This window comes from Fodinicola feengrottensis, assembly GCF_039530045.1.
Taxonomy (GTDB): Bacteria; Actinomycetota; Actinomycetes; order Mycobacteriales; family HKI-0501; genus Fodinicola; species Fodinicola feengrottensis.
Map to the genome: position 1 here is coordinate 1 of NZ_BAAANY010000016.1, position 14,005 is coordinate 14,005.

General features: G+C 67.2%; 13 protein-coding genes. 9 read left to right on the plus strand and 4 right to left on the minus strand.

All coding sequences use genetic code 11. From position 1 onward, the window contains the following. Nucleotides 1-206: 206 nt before the first annotated feature. Complete coding sequence (locus tag ABD301_RS21490; RefSeq protein WP_163568661.1) at nt 207-413, plus strand: hypothetical protein; 207 nt, start codon at nt 207-209, stop codon at nt 411-413. 141 nt (nt 414-554) lie between these two features. On the opposite strand, the gene ABD301_RS21495 is transcribed toward ABD301_RS21490, so the two are convergent. Next, nucleotides 555-1,619: a DUF4037 domain-containing protein gene (locus ABD301_RS21495; protein WP_344312108.1), complete on the minus strand. Its 1,065-nt coding sequence runs from the start codon at nt 1,617-1,619 to the stop codon at nt 555-557. Between the two features lie 123 nt (nt 1,620-1,742). On the opposite strand from ABD301_RS21495, the gene ABD301_RS21500 reads away from it, so the two are divergent. The 4 genes from ABD301_RS21500 (at nt 1,743) to ABD301_RS21515 (ending at nt 5,438) form a co-directional block, all read left to right on the plus strand. Next, the gene (locus ABD301_RS21500; RefSeq protein ID WP_344312109.1) at nt 1,743-2,195 is read left to right on the plus strand and encodes a universal stress protein; all 453 of its coding nucleotides are present in this window, start codon (nt 1,743-1,745) and stop codon (nt 2,193-2,195) included. Next, nucleotides 2,195-3,193, plus strand: a complete 999-nt coding sequence (locus ABD301_RS21505) for an adenylate/guanylate cyclase domain-containing protein (RefSeq protein ID WP_344312110.1) — start codon at nt 2,195-2,197, stop codon at nt 3,191-3,193. Before ABD301_RS21500 ends, ABD301_RS21505 begins: the two co-directional genes overlap by 1 nt. A gap of 204 nt (nt 3,194-3,397) precedes the next feature. Beyond that, complete coding sequence (gene lat / locus ABD301_RS21510; protein WP_344312112.1) at nt 3,398-4,726, plus strand: L-lysine 6-transaminase; 1,329 nt, start codon at nt 3,398-3,400, stop codon at nt 4,724-4,726. Between the two features lie 124 nt (nt 4,727-4,850). Beyond that, on the plus strand, nt 4,851-5,438 hold the full coding sequence (locus tag ABD301_RS21515) for an O-methyltransferase (RefSeq protein ID WP_344312115.1): 588 nt from the start codon (nt 4,851-4,853) through the stop codon (nt 5,436-5,438). Here the strand turns inward: ABD301_RS21515 and ABD301_RS21520 are convergent. After that, a complete protein-coding gene (locus tag ABD301_RS21520; protein ID WP_344312120.1) occupies nt 5,381-6,439 on the minus strand; it encodes an adenosine deaminase in 1,059 nt (352 codons plus the stop codon). The genes ABD301_RS21515 and ABD301_RS21520 overlap by 58 nt on opposite strands. A gap of 197 nt (nt 6,440-6,636) precedes the next feature. Between ABD301_RS21520 and ABD301_RS21525 the strand changes: the two genes are divergently transcribed. Genes ABD301_RS21525 through ABD301_RS21535 form a run of 3 tightly spaced genes read left to right on the plus strand, consistent with a single transcriptional unit; the run spans nt 6,637 to nt 9,640 of the window. Beyond that, nucleotides 6,637-7,821 carry a cytochrome P450 family protein gene (locus tag ABD301_RS21525; RefSeq protein WP_344312123.1) on the plus strand — a complete coding sequence of 395 codons (1,185 nt, stop codon included), beginning with the start codon at nt 6,637-6,639 and terminating at the stop codon, nt 7,819-7,821. After that, the gene (locus tag ABD301_RS21530; RefSeq protein ID WP_344312125.1) at nt 7,818-8,594 is read left to right on the plus strand and encodes an SDR family NAD(P)-dependent oxidoreductase; all 777 of its coding nucleotides are present in this window, start codon (nt 7,818-7,820) and stop codon (nt 8,592-8,594) included. The genes ABD301_RS21525 and ABD301_RS21530 overlap by 4 nt, the downstream gene beginning before the upstream one ends. Beyond that, entirely contained in the window at nt 8,591-9,640 is a 1,050-nt protein-coding gene (locus ABD301_RS21535; RefSeq protein WP_344312128.1) for an FAD-dependent monooxygenase, read from the plus strand. Before ABD301_RS21530 ends, ABD301_RS21535 begins: the two co-directional genes overlap by 4 nt. Before the next feature lie 252 nt (nt 9,641-9,892). Here ABD301_RS21535 and ABD301_RS21540 read toward each other — a convergent pair whose 3' ends face one another. Then, on the minus strand, nt 9,893-11,260 hold the full coding sequence (locus ABD301_RS21540; RefSeq protein WP_344312136.1) for a cystathionine beta-synthase: 1,368 nt from the start codon (nt 11,258-11,260) through the stop codon (nt 9,893-9,895). 246 nt (nt 11,261-11,506) lie between these two features. Between ABD301_RS21540 and ABD301_RS21545 the strand changes: the two genes are divergently transcribed. Then, nucleotides 11,507-13,522, plus strand: a complete 2,016-nt coding sequence (locus tag ABD301_RS21545; RefSeq protein WP_344312131.1) for an N-acetylmuramoyl-L-alanine amidase — start codon at nt 11,507-11,509, stop codon at nt 13,520-13,522. Between the two features lie 173 nt (nt 13,523-13,695). On the opposite strand, the gene ABD301_RS21550 is transcribed toward ABD301_RS21545, so the two are convergent. Then, on the minus strand, nt 13,696-14,005 hold a 310-nt coding region (locus ABD301_RS21550), incomplete at its 5' end, for a transposase (protein ID WP_344312133.1).

A 14,005-nucleotide genomic window follows, 5' to 3' on the forward strand; every position in this document is an offset into this window, starting at 1 on the left:
CACCGGACCAGCATGCAAATTCCACAACGACATCAAAGAACACGGCTGGACCGTCACCCAACCAACACCAGGCCGATTCCTCTGGACCAGCCCCACCGGACGAACGTACGACGTAACCCCCAACGACGAATACCCACCACCACCGTTCTAGTGAGGCTTCGCCGATGCCCAAAGCGGGCGTTGGGGTCCGAGCAGGAGGGACGCAGATGATCAAGACCAGCGTGGATATCAATATGGATAGGCTTGGGCAGGCGAAACAGATCTTCTGCACCGAAACTATCCGTGACACGATCGATGCCGCGATTCGTCAGGTCATCAGGCGAGCCGCCGGGCAAGATCTGGTGTCACTGGCCGAGAGCGGCGCCTTCGACGCTCTCCTGGAACCTGGCGCGGAGGAACGTCTGTGGGGATGACGAGGTACCTCGTTGACAAGAGCGCATTGGCACGCCTGCATATCCCGGCGGTCCGGGATGTTCTTACGCCGATGCTCGACCGAGGAAGAAATAGTCGGAAATGGGCCGCATGACGCCGACGCCGAGGGGAGCGCAGGGCGTTCAGAGGCCCAGTGCCGGAGCGAGGGCTCGACAGCGGGACGGGTGCATGAGTACGTCGGTGCTGTCGACGGCTTGGTCGATGGAGCCGGACAGGGAGCCGACCGTGCCGTCCGATCGACGGCCCAGCCGAGCAAGCAGCGCGAGCACTTCCGGATCGGTGATCGCGCTGGTCAGCGTCTCGGTGAAGCGTTCGGCGTCGAGCACCCGTACGTCCCGGTCGTGGAACTGGCGGGGCGCCGGGTCGATCTCGGTGGCGAGGCCGAGGCGGTTCGTGGCGGCGGCGAGCAGGCTGGCGGCGGCGCAGACGGCGGCCTCACGATCTCGCCAGTTCTCAGCATGCAAAGCGTCTCTCAACGGCGGTCCGACGGTTTTCGCCAGCGGTAGGAGCGAAAACGCGGTTCCCAGCCACTTGCTGTAGGGCGCCCACCGGCGCTCGATGAGAAATGCCAACAAAACCAGGTCGCGTACGACCCGAGCCGCGACGATCGCGCTGCCCAGGTCGTCACCGACCCCACCGGTACGGCCGACGAACGCCTCCTGCTGGCCGACCCGCAGCCACTGAGCTGCCAGCACGTACCGCCACACGTCGTCCGGATACCACCGCAGCTTCGACTGCCGAGCAGTCAAGATTTCCAGCGGGTCATGGAAAACAACGCCGTCGACGAGGGTCGCCAGTCGCTGGGTCGGGGACAGCAGCCAGTTGGCCAACGTCAATGCGTCGACCGGGTCGAACCCGAGACGGGCGGTGAAGAAGGCCGGCGCGGTGGTCACCTCCACCTGGTGCGGCGGCTCGCCGCCGTGCCGGTCGATGTCGACGTACGCGACCGGCATGCCTTCGAAAACCGCCGGCAACGCGGTCAATGCCTTCTCGACAGGGTCGGGATCCACCTCCGTGGGCAGGAAAATCTGCGCGCGAGGCCCGAAATCGTGATCGGTCGATACCACGTCGTCGAAACCGAGCACCTCCGAGCCGTCGCCCAGGAGCGCGGCCGCGTGTGGCGTACGAGCCAGCAGCGGACCGACGATCTGATGGTAGAAACGCCGACTCAGCTCACGACCGGACATGCCTCCACGCTAAGCCCGCTGACAAGCCAATATCGGCTGGCACGAGGTCGGCGGGCCGGCGAACGTACTCGGCGGTAAGGTACGGACCCTGATCCTTTGCCGTGGCCGAAGGGGTGCAGCCGAATGAGCGCATACCAGACCATTGTGGTGGGCACCGATGGCTCCGAGACGTCGTTGAAGGCGGTCGACCGGGCCGGCGAGATCGCTCGCGCCGGCAAGGGCGCCAAGCTGGTCATCGTCTGCGCGTACGTGCCGTCCGAGCCGCGCGACGTGGACCGGGCGCAGGACGTGCTCGGCGACGACGCTTACCAGATCGTCGGATCGACGCCCGCCGAGGACACGTTACGGACGGCCGCGGACCGGGCGAAAGCGGCCGGTGCGCTGGCCATCGAGACGATCGCGGTCCGCGGCGAGCCGGTGAAGTCGCTGAGCGCGGCGGCCCGCAAGCACCACGCGGACCTGCTGATAGTGGGCAACCGTGGCCTCAACACCCTCGCCGGCCGGATCCTGGGCTCGGTGCCGTTGGCGGTCACCCACCGCGCCGAGTGCGATGTGCTGATCGTCCACACCACCTGATGGGGACCGGCGAGCTGGAGACCGGCGCCGACGCGATCGCGGTGCTCGAGCAGGTCCTGCTGGGCGGCCCGCACCGCTACTCCCGGAACCAGGTCGCCGCGGCCGCCGACGTGCCGCTGGAGCGCGCGAAGCGGCTGTGGACCGCGATGGGTTTCGCGAACGTCGGCGACGACCCGGTGGTTTTCACCGACAGCGACGTGATGGCGCTGAAGCTCTGGGACTCGCTGATCGACGGCGACCTGATCCCGGGGAGCGATGAGACCACGCTGGCGCGCGCCATCGCGCAGGCCTTCTCGCGGCTCGCAGACTGGCAGGTGCAGCTTTTCCGCGGTCTTATGGACCAGCGCGGCAACGATGTGGCCGCAGGTGTGGCGCTGGTCGAGGAACTCATCCCGGTCGTCGAACGGCTGCAGTCGTACGTCTGGCGGCGCCAGCTCACAGCGGCGATCGGCCGTGCACTTATGGAGACCGGCGACGACCTGGCCACCAGCGAGATGGCGGTTGGCTTCGCGGACATCGTCGGCTTCACGTCGATGACCCGGCGGATCGGGAAGGCCGAGCTGGCCACCCTGCTGGAGGATTTCGAGACCGATGCGGCGCTCGCGGTCACCGAGAACCGCGGCCGCATCGTCAAAACCCTCGGCGACGAGGTGCTCTTCGTCGCTGAGAGCCCGGCCGACGCCGCCGAGATCGCGCTCCGGCTGACCGACCCCGCACGCGAGCAGGACGGCCTTCCCCCGCTGCGGATCGGCCTCGCGTACGGGAGCGTGCTGCATCGCTTCGGCGACGTCTTCGGCTCCGTCGTCAACCTGGCCAGCCGGCTCACCTCGGTGGCCCGCCCGGGCACCGTGCTGGTGGACCGGGAGCTATCCACCCTGCTGCAGCAGAACGACACGTATTCGCTGCGCTCCCGCCGGCCGGTGTCGGTCCGCGGCTATCCGCACCTGCGGTCCTGGGTGCTTCGCCACAACGACTCCTGGCAGAGCCTCAACAGCTGACCGTGGCGCCGGCGCCAGCCGGACGACCTTTTGTCGATCATGAAATTTGTGCCGGTTTTGTCTGGATTCTCGGCGCGTACGGCTGCAAGGTTTCCTTGATCCATTGTGGCCAGCCCTCTCCCCTGGCGACGGATGTTGCTTAAGACGTACCCTCTGAAAGGAATTCTTGCGGACACTCGCCCGGATGGGGGGAAATTTTCAATCATGACGGCAACCATTGGTACGGCCATCGCACCCGCCGACGTACACGACAAGTTGGCCGAACATCTGCTGACCGACGGCTTCAAACTGGTGCTGGACACCCGGGCGAGCCAGGGCTCGTGGATCGTCGACGCCCGGACCGACGAGCGCTACCTGGACATGTACACGTTCTTCGCGTCCGCGCCGCTGGGTCTGAACGTACCGGGCGTCGTCGAGGACCCGGAGTTCATGGGCCTGCTGGCCGAGATCGCCGCGAACAAACCGGCCAACCCGGACATCTACACCACCCATCTCGCCGAGTTCGTCGAGACGTTCGTACGGGTGCTGGGCGACCCGGCGCTGCCGCACCTGTTCTTCGTCGAGGGCGGCGCGCTCGCGGTGGAGAACGCGCTGAAGGTCGCCTTCGACTGGAAGAGCCGACGCAACGAGGCCGCCGGCCGCTCGCCGGAGCTGGGCAGCAAGGTCATGCACCTCAAGCACGCCTTCCATGGGCGTACGGGCTACACCATGTCGCTGACCAACACCGATCCCGGCAAAACCGCCCGCTACCCGCAGTTCGACTGGCCGCGGATCGACGTGCCGGCGCTGACCTTCCCGGTCACCGACGAGGCGCTGGCCGCGGTCGAGGCGGCCGAGAAGCAGGCGCTCGCGCAGGCCAAGGCGGCTTTCGAGGCCAACCCGCACGACATCGCGTGCTTCATCGCCGAGCCGATCCAGGGCGAGGGCGGCGACAACCACATGCGCGCCGAGTTCCTGTTGGCGATGCAGGACCTGTGCCATGACTACGACGCGCTCTTCGTTCTGGACGAGGTGCAGACCGGCGTCGGTACGACCGGCAAGCCGTGGGCATACCAGCACTTCGGCCTGGAGCCGGACATCGTCGCCTTCTCGAAGAAGGTCCAGGTCGGCGGCGTGATGGCCGGCCGGCGAGTGGACGAGGTCGCGGAAAACGTCTTCACCGTCAGCGGCCGGATCAACTCCACCTGGGGCGGCGGGCTGGTGGACATGGTCCGCTCCCGGCGCTACCTGGAGATCATCGAGCAGGACGGCGTGATCGAGCAGGCCGCGCAGCGCGGTGAGCAGTTCCTGGCCGGGCTGCGCGAGCTCGCCCAGACGCACCCGATCAGCAATGTCCGCGGTCTTGGGCTGATGGTCGCGTTCGACCTGGAGAACGCGGACGTACGGGACGACGTGCTGACCCGGCTGCGCAACGACGAGCACGTGCTGGCGCTGCCCAGCGGCGAGCGGGCGATCCGGTTCCGGCCGGCGCTGACGATTTCCGCGGACGAGCTGGAGTTCGCCTTGACCGCGCTGGAAAAAGTCCTCCCGTAACCGTGTTGCCAATGGGCTCGTTGACTGCATTTTGAGGGGGGCAGTCAACGGGCCCATTGGCATGAGCACGGAGAAATCTCACAGAGTGGGAGCGGCGTACAAAAGCGGCGGGAAGATGAAGCGCATGGACGACGCGCGCAGGCAGCTGCTGAACAAGTTGTACGACGAAGGTCGCGCATGGGACGGCAAGGAGCCGGATCGGCTGAAGCGGCGGCGGAATGTCGATCCGGGCGCGGCGGCTTTTCTGATCACCCTGATCCGGGCGATCCCGGCGCCGCGAGTGCTGGAAATTGGTACGTCCAATGGTTATTCGACGATCTGGCTGGCGGACGCGTGTGCCGCGGTCGGCGGTCGGGTGACCACAGTGGACACCGACCCGGTCACCCAGGCCGACGCGGCCGCGAACATCGCCGCCGCCGGCCTCGCCGACCGGGTGGACCTGAAAATCGCCGACGGCGGACAGTTTCTCGCCGACCTCCCGGACGACTCGGTCGACCTGCTTTTCCTGGACGCCGAGCGGACCGAATATCCGCGCTGGTGGCCGCATCCGCTGCGGGTGATCCGCCCGGGTGGGCTGCTGGTCGCGGACAACGCGACCTCGCACCCGGACGAGATCGCCCCGCTCGCGAAGCTGCTGGCGGACGCCCCGAACTGCTATTCGACGCTGGTGCCGGTCGGGTCCGGTGAATTGGTCGCAGTGCTCGACAGGTAGTTGTCGATCTCCGCGGTCAGCTGGTTTTTCGTTGACACATCGGCGAAAGACGCGGACACCGCGTTTTTGGCCAGGGCCGCGACGCCGGCCGCGTCGAGCGAAAGCAGGTCGGCGGCCACCTCGTACTCATGAGTGAGCGTGGTGCCGAACATCGGTGGGTCGTCCGAGTTGATGGTGACCAGCAGGCCGGCCTCGACCATCCGCGGCAGCGGGTGCTGGGCGTACGACTCGACCACCCGGGTGCACACGTTCGAGGTCGGCGACACCTCCAGCGGGATCTGCCGCTCGGCGAGATGCTCGACCAGCTTCGGGTCCTCCATGCAGTGCGTGCCGTGCCCGATCCGCTCGGCACGCAGCAACGTCAGCGCGTCCCAGATCGTCTGCGGCCCGGTCGACTCACCGGCGTGCGGCACCGAGTGCAGGCCGGCCGCGATGGCCTGGTCGAAGTACGACTGGAAGGTGCCCCGCGGATGCCCGATCTCCGGCCCGCCGAGCCCAAACCCCAGCAGCCCGTCCGGCCGCTGCCCCAGCGCCGCCGCCAGCGTGACATCCGCGCTCGGGATGCCGTATTCGCCGGGGATATCGAAAATCCACCGCATCTGAACGCCGAACTCGCGGGCGGCGATGGCTCGTACGTCCTCGATGACCGCACACAGGTCCTGGGTCGCGATGCCGGCGAGGAAGTGCGTGTACGGCGTGACCTGCAGCTCGACATAACGGACCTGCTGCGCGGCGAGGTCGCGCGCCACCTCGTACGTCAGCAGGTGCAGGTCCTCGGTGGTGCGGATCAGCGCGACCACGCTCTGGTAGACCTCGATGAAATGCGCGAAGTCGCTGAACGTGAAGTAGTCGGCGAGCGCGGCCGGGTCAGCCGGCACCGCGGTGGTGCCTTCGTGGCGGGCGGCGAGCGCGGAGACCGCTCGCGGCGAGGCCGACCCGACGTGGTGTACGTGCAGCTCAACCTTCGGTAGGCCGGCGATAAACGCCTTCAGATCTGTCATGGCCGAACATTACCATCACCGTGTCAATCTTTCCGTCAGGCTGCCCATAGCGGGCCTCACGGACGCCAAATGGGCGATCACTTGACACGGCCGCGTCAGACTGCCCTCTCGGACACACTCTCTTGACGCTTAACCACTACGGGCATAGTGTCAACGTATCACTACAACCGTAGTATTACGTCCTTGGAGAGGTTGGGATGAACATCGACCCAGTGTTCGGAGCTGACAGGTACGCGCGATACGCGAACCTCCGCGCGGACGCACCGGTGGAGCGGATCAAGACCCCGCCCGGCACCCCTGGCCCCGCCGAGTTGTGGCTGGTCAGCCGGCACGACGACGTGGTCGCCGCACTGCACGACGCCCGCCTGCACCTGGAACAGCCGCCGCAATATCAGTTCGGCATCCGTACGCTGCTGAACACCGATCCGCCCGACCACACGCGGTTGCGGCGGGTGGTCAGCGGCCTGTTCACCCGAAAGCGGATCCAGAGCCTGCGGATCGCCGTCCAGGCCATTGCCGACGACCTGATCGACCACCTGCCGGCCGGCGAGACGATCGACTTCATCGAGCGGTTCGCGGTGCCGCTGCCGATCACGGTGATCTGCCAGATGCTCGGCATCCCGGCCGACGACTGGCGGCTTTTCCGCGAGTGGACACCGAAAATCTTCAACACTGACGAGGAGTCGGTGACCACCCGGCCGGCCGCGGTGGCCCAGCTGATCCAGTACATGGGCGGTTTGGTGCGGACCAAGCGCGACCATCCGGCGGACGACGTCACGACCACGGTGATCCAGAACGGCAAGGACGTACTGTCCGAGCAGGAGCTGCTCAGCACGCTCATGTTGCTGCTCATCGCCGGCCACGAGACCACCGTCAACCTGCTCGGCAACGGCCTGCTGGCGCTGATCCAGCACCCCGACCAGCTGGAACTGCTGCGGTCGGACCCGGCGCGTACGCCGGACGCGGTGGAGGAACTGCTCCGCTACGACAGCCCGGTGTCGCACGCGACCATCCGATACGCGAGCGAGGACCTGACCATCGCCGGCGTACGGATCGCCGCCGGTGAGGGCCTGCTGCTCGCGCTCGGCTCGGCCAACCACGACCCGGCGCTGGTCAGCGAGGCGGACGACTTGAACGTACAACGAAACGGCAACCAGCACCTGGCCTTCGGACAGGGCCTGCACTACTGCTTGGGCGCGCCACTGGCCCGACTGGAAGGCCAACTCGCGTTCGACACGCTACTGCGCCGATCCTCCGAGATTTCCCTTGCCGTGGAACCAAAAGAGCTGCAATGGCGGATCAGTCCACTGATGCGCGGACTGCACGCGCTGCCGATCCAGCTCAGCTCGATCGCGCCGGCCGAACTGGCGGCGACCGCATGAGCATCGCGAACGACGACTCCCCGGTCGTACTGGTCACCGGCGGCGGCTCCGGCATCGGCCGGGCAACCGCCCTGCTGCTCGCGCGCGAAGGGTGGCGGGTGGTGGTGACCGGACGCCAGGAAGACACCCTGTGGGAGGTCGCCGACCAGAACCCGAACATCCGCTCGATCACCTCGGACCTCGCGTTCGCGGACCGGGCGACCGTCTCGGTCGACTTCGCGATCAGCGCGTACGGCCGGCTGGACGCCCTGGTCAACAACGCCGGCATGCACGTACGAATGCCGACCGAGGAGACCGATTTCGAGGCGATCACCGAAATGCTCGCCATCAACCTGATCGGGCCGGCCCGGCTGGTGACCGCCAGCATTCCCCACCTGGCCAAGACTGGCGGGTCGATCGTGAACGTCTCCAGCGCACTCGGCCAACTGCCGAGCCTCGCCAGCGGTTTCTACGGCGCTTCCAAAGCCGCCCTCGACTACCTGACCAGGAGCTGGGCCAGCGAGCTCGCGGACCGCGGAATCCGGGTCAACGCGGTGGCTCCGGGCCCGACCGACTCCGGTCTGTTAGAGCGGCTGGCCCCGGCGGGCCAGCTCGCGGACATCAAGAAGCGCGAAGCGGCCCTGCTGCCGCTGGGCCGGCTCGGCGACCCGGCCGAGGTGGCCGACTGGATCCACCGGCTCATCGATCCGGCCGCGAGCTGGGTCACCGGACAGGTTTTCACCATCGACGGCGGAATGACCGTGACTTCCGCGCGGAAGGACTCCCCCTCATGACCGGCAAGCGCATCCTCATCATCGGCGCCGGCATCGCCGGCCTCGCGCTCGCGACCGGCCTGCGCCGGCGCGGCGTCGAAGCGGTCGTCGTCGAGGAGGCCGCCGAACTGACCGCCGTCGGCCTCGCGATCACGCTGTCCGCCCGGCATTACGCGGCGCTGAAGCTGCTCGGTTTCGACGATGCGCCCACCTGGCCGCACCACCGCACCGAACGCAGTTACCTCATCGACGCCGATGGCGGCCACATCCGCTGCAGGACCGGCGTCCTGAACTCGGTCTTCAGTCGTACGGGCCTGCAACAGGCCATGTTGGCGCCGGTCCGCGACCTTGTTCGTACGGGCGTGAAACCAGTCGAGGTCGACGACCGCGGCGACGACGTACTCGTCCGGTTCGACAACGGCGACGAGCAGGTCTTCGACGCCGTCATCGGCGCCGACGGCATCGACTCGTGGACCCGTACGGAGGTCCTGGGCGGCCCGCGCCCCACCTACACCGGCGTCGCGATCACCAGGTTTCGCATTCCCAACAGCGAAAAAATCGACTACACCGGCATCCGTACCGGCCCGGGCGCGCTGCTGGGCTTCAACACCCGCCCGGACGGCGACCTGCACATCATGGTCTTCCTGCCCGGTGAGCCGGACAACCGCCGCGAACTGACGGCACCGCAGATCGCCGATCTGTTCCCGGACGCGATCGGGCCCTGGCAGACCGTACGAGAGGGCTTGACGTCCGAGGTCGAAGGCATCTACGTCAACGTCAATCAGGTCGAAACCGACGAGTGGGTCCGCAACCGCGTCGCCCTCATCGGCGACGCCGCGCACGCCATGAGCCCGACCCTGGGTCAGGGCGCCGGCGTCGGCATCGAGGACGCGGCCCTGCTGGCCGACCTGCTGACCATGCCCCACCTGCCCGTCCCGCTGGCCTTCAGCTCGTACGAACGCGCACGCCAGCCGGTCGCCCGCGAGGCCCAGGCCAACGCGAAACGGATGGCGCTGGCCCTGACCTCCGCCGACCCGGAAACCCGCCGTACCAGCCTGCCCGCCTAGGGCGTGTCTCCTAACTCCAGGTGGATGAGGGTCGAGATCCAAGCGTTGGCTGCCGGTGCCGGGCGGTCACCTTCATACCGTTGTTGTATGGGGGTGATCGCCCGGTGCCGGCAGCCGACGCTTGGGCTTGGCCCTCGCCGCCTGGGGTTAGGAGACACGCCCTAATAGCGGTTTTCGTTGTTAGTTGGCCCGTACAGAAGAGACACTCTGTTATGCGCGGGCCAACTAACCAAGATCTCGTCCCGTCAGGTGCTATTCGTGGACGAGGTAGCCGAGCACGTCCTGCCGCGTCAGGACGCTGGTCGGCAGGCCGCCGTCGTGCACCAGCGCGGCGTCCGCCTTCTCCAGAGCGTGGATCGCGGCCTGCACCGGCTCCCCCACTCCGATCATCGGCAGCGCGGCCGACATGTGCTTCTCCAGCCCGTCGGCGAGCTGCGCCCGACCGCTGAACAAGGCGTCCAGCAGATCTCGCTCGACGACCGTCCCGACCACCTCGGCGGCCATCACCGGTGGCTCCTGGCTGACCACCGGCAGCTGCGACACCCCGTACTCGCGGAGAATGTCGATCGCCTCCCGTACGGTCTCATTGGGGTGTACGTGGACGAGCTCAGGCAGCTTGCCGCTCTTGCGGGCCAGCACGTCCCCGACCGTGACATCGGCGCCACTGCCGAGAAAACCGTAGTCGGCCATCCAGTCGTCGTTGAAGATCTTGGACAGGTAGCCGCGGCCGCCATCGGGCAGCAGCACCACGACCACGTCGTCCGGACCGGCCTTGCGGGCCACTTCCAGCGCGGCGACCACGGCCATCCCGCATGAGCCGCCGACCAGCAGGCCCTCCTCGCGGGCCAGCCGGCGGGTCATCAGAAACGAGTCGCGGTCCGACACCGGCAGGATCTGGTCCGGCACCTTCGGGTCGTACGCGGTCGGCCAGAAGTCCTCGCCGACGCCTTCCACCAGATAGGGCCGGCCCGAGCCGCCGGAGTAGACCGAGCCCTCCGGGTCGGCGCCAATCACTCGTACGCGCCCATCGGAGATTTCCTTGAGATAGCGCCCGGTGCCGCTGATCGTGCCGCCGGTGCCGACGCCGGCGACGAAATGTGTCACCTTGCCATCGGTGTCGTCCCAGATCTCCGGGCCGGTGGAGCGGTAGTGCGACTCGGGGCCTTCCGGGTTGGAATACTGGTCGGGCTTCCAGGCGTCCGGGATCTCCTGCAGCAGCCGGTTGGAGACGTTGTAATACGACTCCGGGTTGTCCGGCGCCACCGCGGTCGGGGCGACCACGACCTCCGCTCCGTACGCCCGGAGGACGTTGATTTTGTCGGTGCTGACCTTGTCGGGGCAGACGAAGACGCACTTGTAACCCTTGCGCTGGGCCACGATGGCCAGCCCGACCCCGGTGTTGCCACTGGTCGGCTCCACGATGGTGCCGCCGGGCTTGAGTTCGCCGGATGCTTCCGCGGCCTCGATCATCCGCAGGGCGATCCGGTCCTTCACGCTGCCGCCGGGATTGAAATACTCCACTTTGGCCAGCACGGTCGCGGAGATTCCGCTGGTGACACTGGAAAGTCTGACCAGCGGGGTGTTCCCCACCAGGTCGACGAGAGAGTCGTAGACGCGCACGACGCGACGCACCCTTCGATCAAAAAGGCGGGACCGGCCACTATGCCGGGACGACCGCTAGCTCCGAGGATACTGTCCGCCGCACCGGCGACTACCGCCCCGACCTGCGCAAGCGTGCCCGTCCGGCCTCGGACACGTTTTCCACACAACAGCCCATCACTGGTCGAAACGGGCAACCCCTCCAGTAGGATCCTTTCGCTCACGCCCTTGTCAACGGTTAGTTATTGCCGTCCTGGAGGCTTTCCGATGCCCCGACTCCGCCCGATCCTCGCCGCCGCGACGGTCGCCGCCCTCGCGACCGTGCTGGCATCCCCAGCCGTCTCGGCGGCACCACCGCCCGCTGCCGGCGACCGGCAGCAGGCCTTCGCCGCGGCCGCTCAGCACTACGGCGTACCAGAAACGGTCCTGCTCGGTGTCTCGTACCTGGAGTCGCGGTGGGACGACCACGCCGGCTCGCCCAGCTCGTCCGGTGGGTACGGGCCGATGAACCTCACCGACGCGCGGTACGTGGTGGACCACGCGCCGGCCGCCTCCGGCTCCGGCTCCAGTTCCGCCTCCAACTCCGGCTCCGGCTCTGGCTCCGGCGACTTCGGCGATGACCCGCGCGGCGACGCGAACCGCCCGGCCGGCCCAGCCGCGGCGCCCGTGTCGGGCGCCGGCCTCGACGCGCCGGCCCTGCGCACGCTCCCCACGGCCGCCAGCCTGACCGGCATCGGCGCGGACCGGCTGCGGACCGACCCGACCGCGAACATCGCCGGCGCGGCCGCACTGCTGGCCAGTTATCAGCACGCGCTCGACGCACCGGCGACGGGAACGGCCGGCGACTGGTACGGCGCGGTGGGCCGCTACTCCAGCGCCACCACGACGGCCGGGGCGAAGGAATTCGCCGACCAGGTCTTCGACCTCATCCGTACCGGCATGAGCCGGCAGACCGTGGACGGCCAGCAGGTCACCCTCGCCGCCGCCCCGGGCGTCTCGCCGGCCACCGGTCAGCTGGCGGCACTGCACCTGAGCGCTCCCGCGGCCGGCACCACCCAGCCGGATTGTCCGTCCACTTTGGACTGCGACTTCATTCCGGCGGCGTACCAACAGACCGGGACAAGCAAGGAGGCGTACGGAAACTACGACCTCGCGAACCGGCCGTCGACGTCGAAAATCCAGTACATCGTGATTCACGACCAAGAGGGCTATTACAACGGCACGGTCAGCTGGTTCCAGAATCCGGCGGCCCAGGCCACCTCGAACTACGTGATGCGCTCCAGCGACGGCCATATCACTCAGATGGTGCCGACCAAGGATGTCGCGTGGCACGCCGGAAACTGGTACGTGAACACCCACTCGATCGGCATCGAGCACGAGGGCTTCGCGGCCGCCGGGGCCACCTGGTACACCGAGGCGATGTATCGCCAGTCCGCGAAACTGGTGCGTTATCTGGCTCAGCGTTTCAACATTCCGCTGGACCGTCAGCACATTATCGGCCACGGCAACGTTCCTGGCCTGTCGACCAACAAAATTCGGGGTATGCACTGGGATCCGGGACCGTTCTGGGACTGGAACCACTACCTGGACCTGCTGCACGCCACCCCGCGTCAGGACCGGCACGGCGGCCTGCTGACGATCGCGCCGAACTTCGCCACCCAGCAGCTGCCGGTGTCCGGCTGTGACACCTCGGGCAGCGGCACGCCGTGTGCGGCACAGGGCAGCAATTTCGTCTATTTGCGTACGTCCCCATCCGCCGACGCGCCGCTGGTCACCGACGTCGGCCTACACGCGGGGCCGGCGACCACCGACATCGCCGACTGGGGCGCCCGCGCCGAAGCCGGCCAGCAGTTCGTGGCGGCGGGGCGGTCCGGCGACTGGAGCGCGATCTGGTACCTCGGCCAAAAAGCCTGGTTCCTGAACCCGCGCAGCACCCCAACGGCGTACTCGTCGGCCGGCTTCGAAATCACCCCGCGGCACGGCCTGGCCAGCATCCCGGTCTACGGCAAGGCATATCCAGAAGCGGCCGCGTACAACGGCAGTCCCGTACCGGTCCAGCCCGACGACGCCCTCGCCTACACGATCGCGGCCGGCCAGCGCTACACCCTCGGCGAGTGGCGAGTGTCGACGGATTACTACTACGCCCCGACAATCGACTCGTCGTATCCCGGCGACCACACCGTCGTCACCGGCCACACCCGCTACGTGGAGATCCAGTACAACCACCGCATCGCGTTCGTACGCGCCTCGGACGTACAGGTGCTGCCGGCGATCTCTTTCTGACCTGCCCTGTGGAAAAGTCTGGGCTCCCAGGCTTTTCCACAGATTGGTCTCCGCGGCGGCGTTTCCGCACTTTTTTCTGCAAGAATTAGTAGTACTTTGTTAGGTTCGTAGAATTTGGTGGCAGGTATGGCATGCGCCGGCCCAGGTGGCGAGGATGTGCTGGATTTCTCGTATTATTTGGTAAAGGGTTGGGGGTGGGCCGGCGCTGGTGCTTTTGGGTTGGTGAGCCTGGTTTTGGTGATGAACAGGTGTGCCGCGCTGGTGAGGGTGACGTGGTGGTGCCAGCCGAGCCAGGATCGTCCTTCGAAGTGGTCGAGGCCGAGTCCGGTTTTGAGTTCTCTGTAGTCGTGTTCGATGCGCCAGCGGATTTTTGCGAGTTGCACGAGGGTTTTCGGTCGGGTGCTGGGGTGGAGGTTGGATAGCCAGTATTTTGTGGGTTCTTCTTCTTTTGGGGGCCATTCGGCGATCATCCAGGTGATCGGT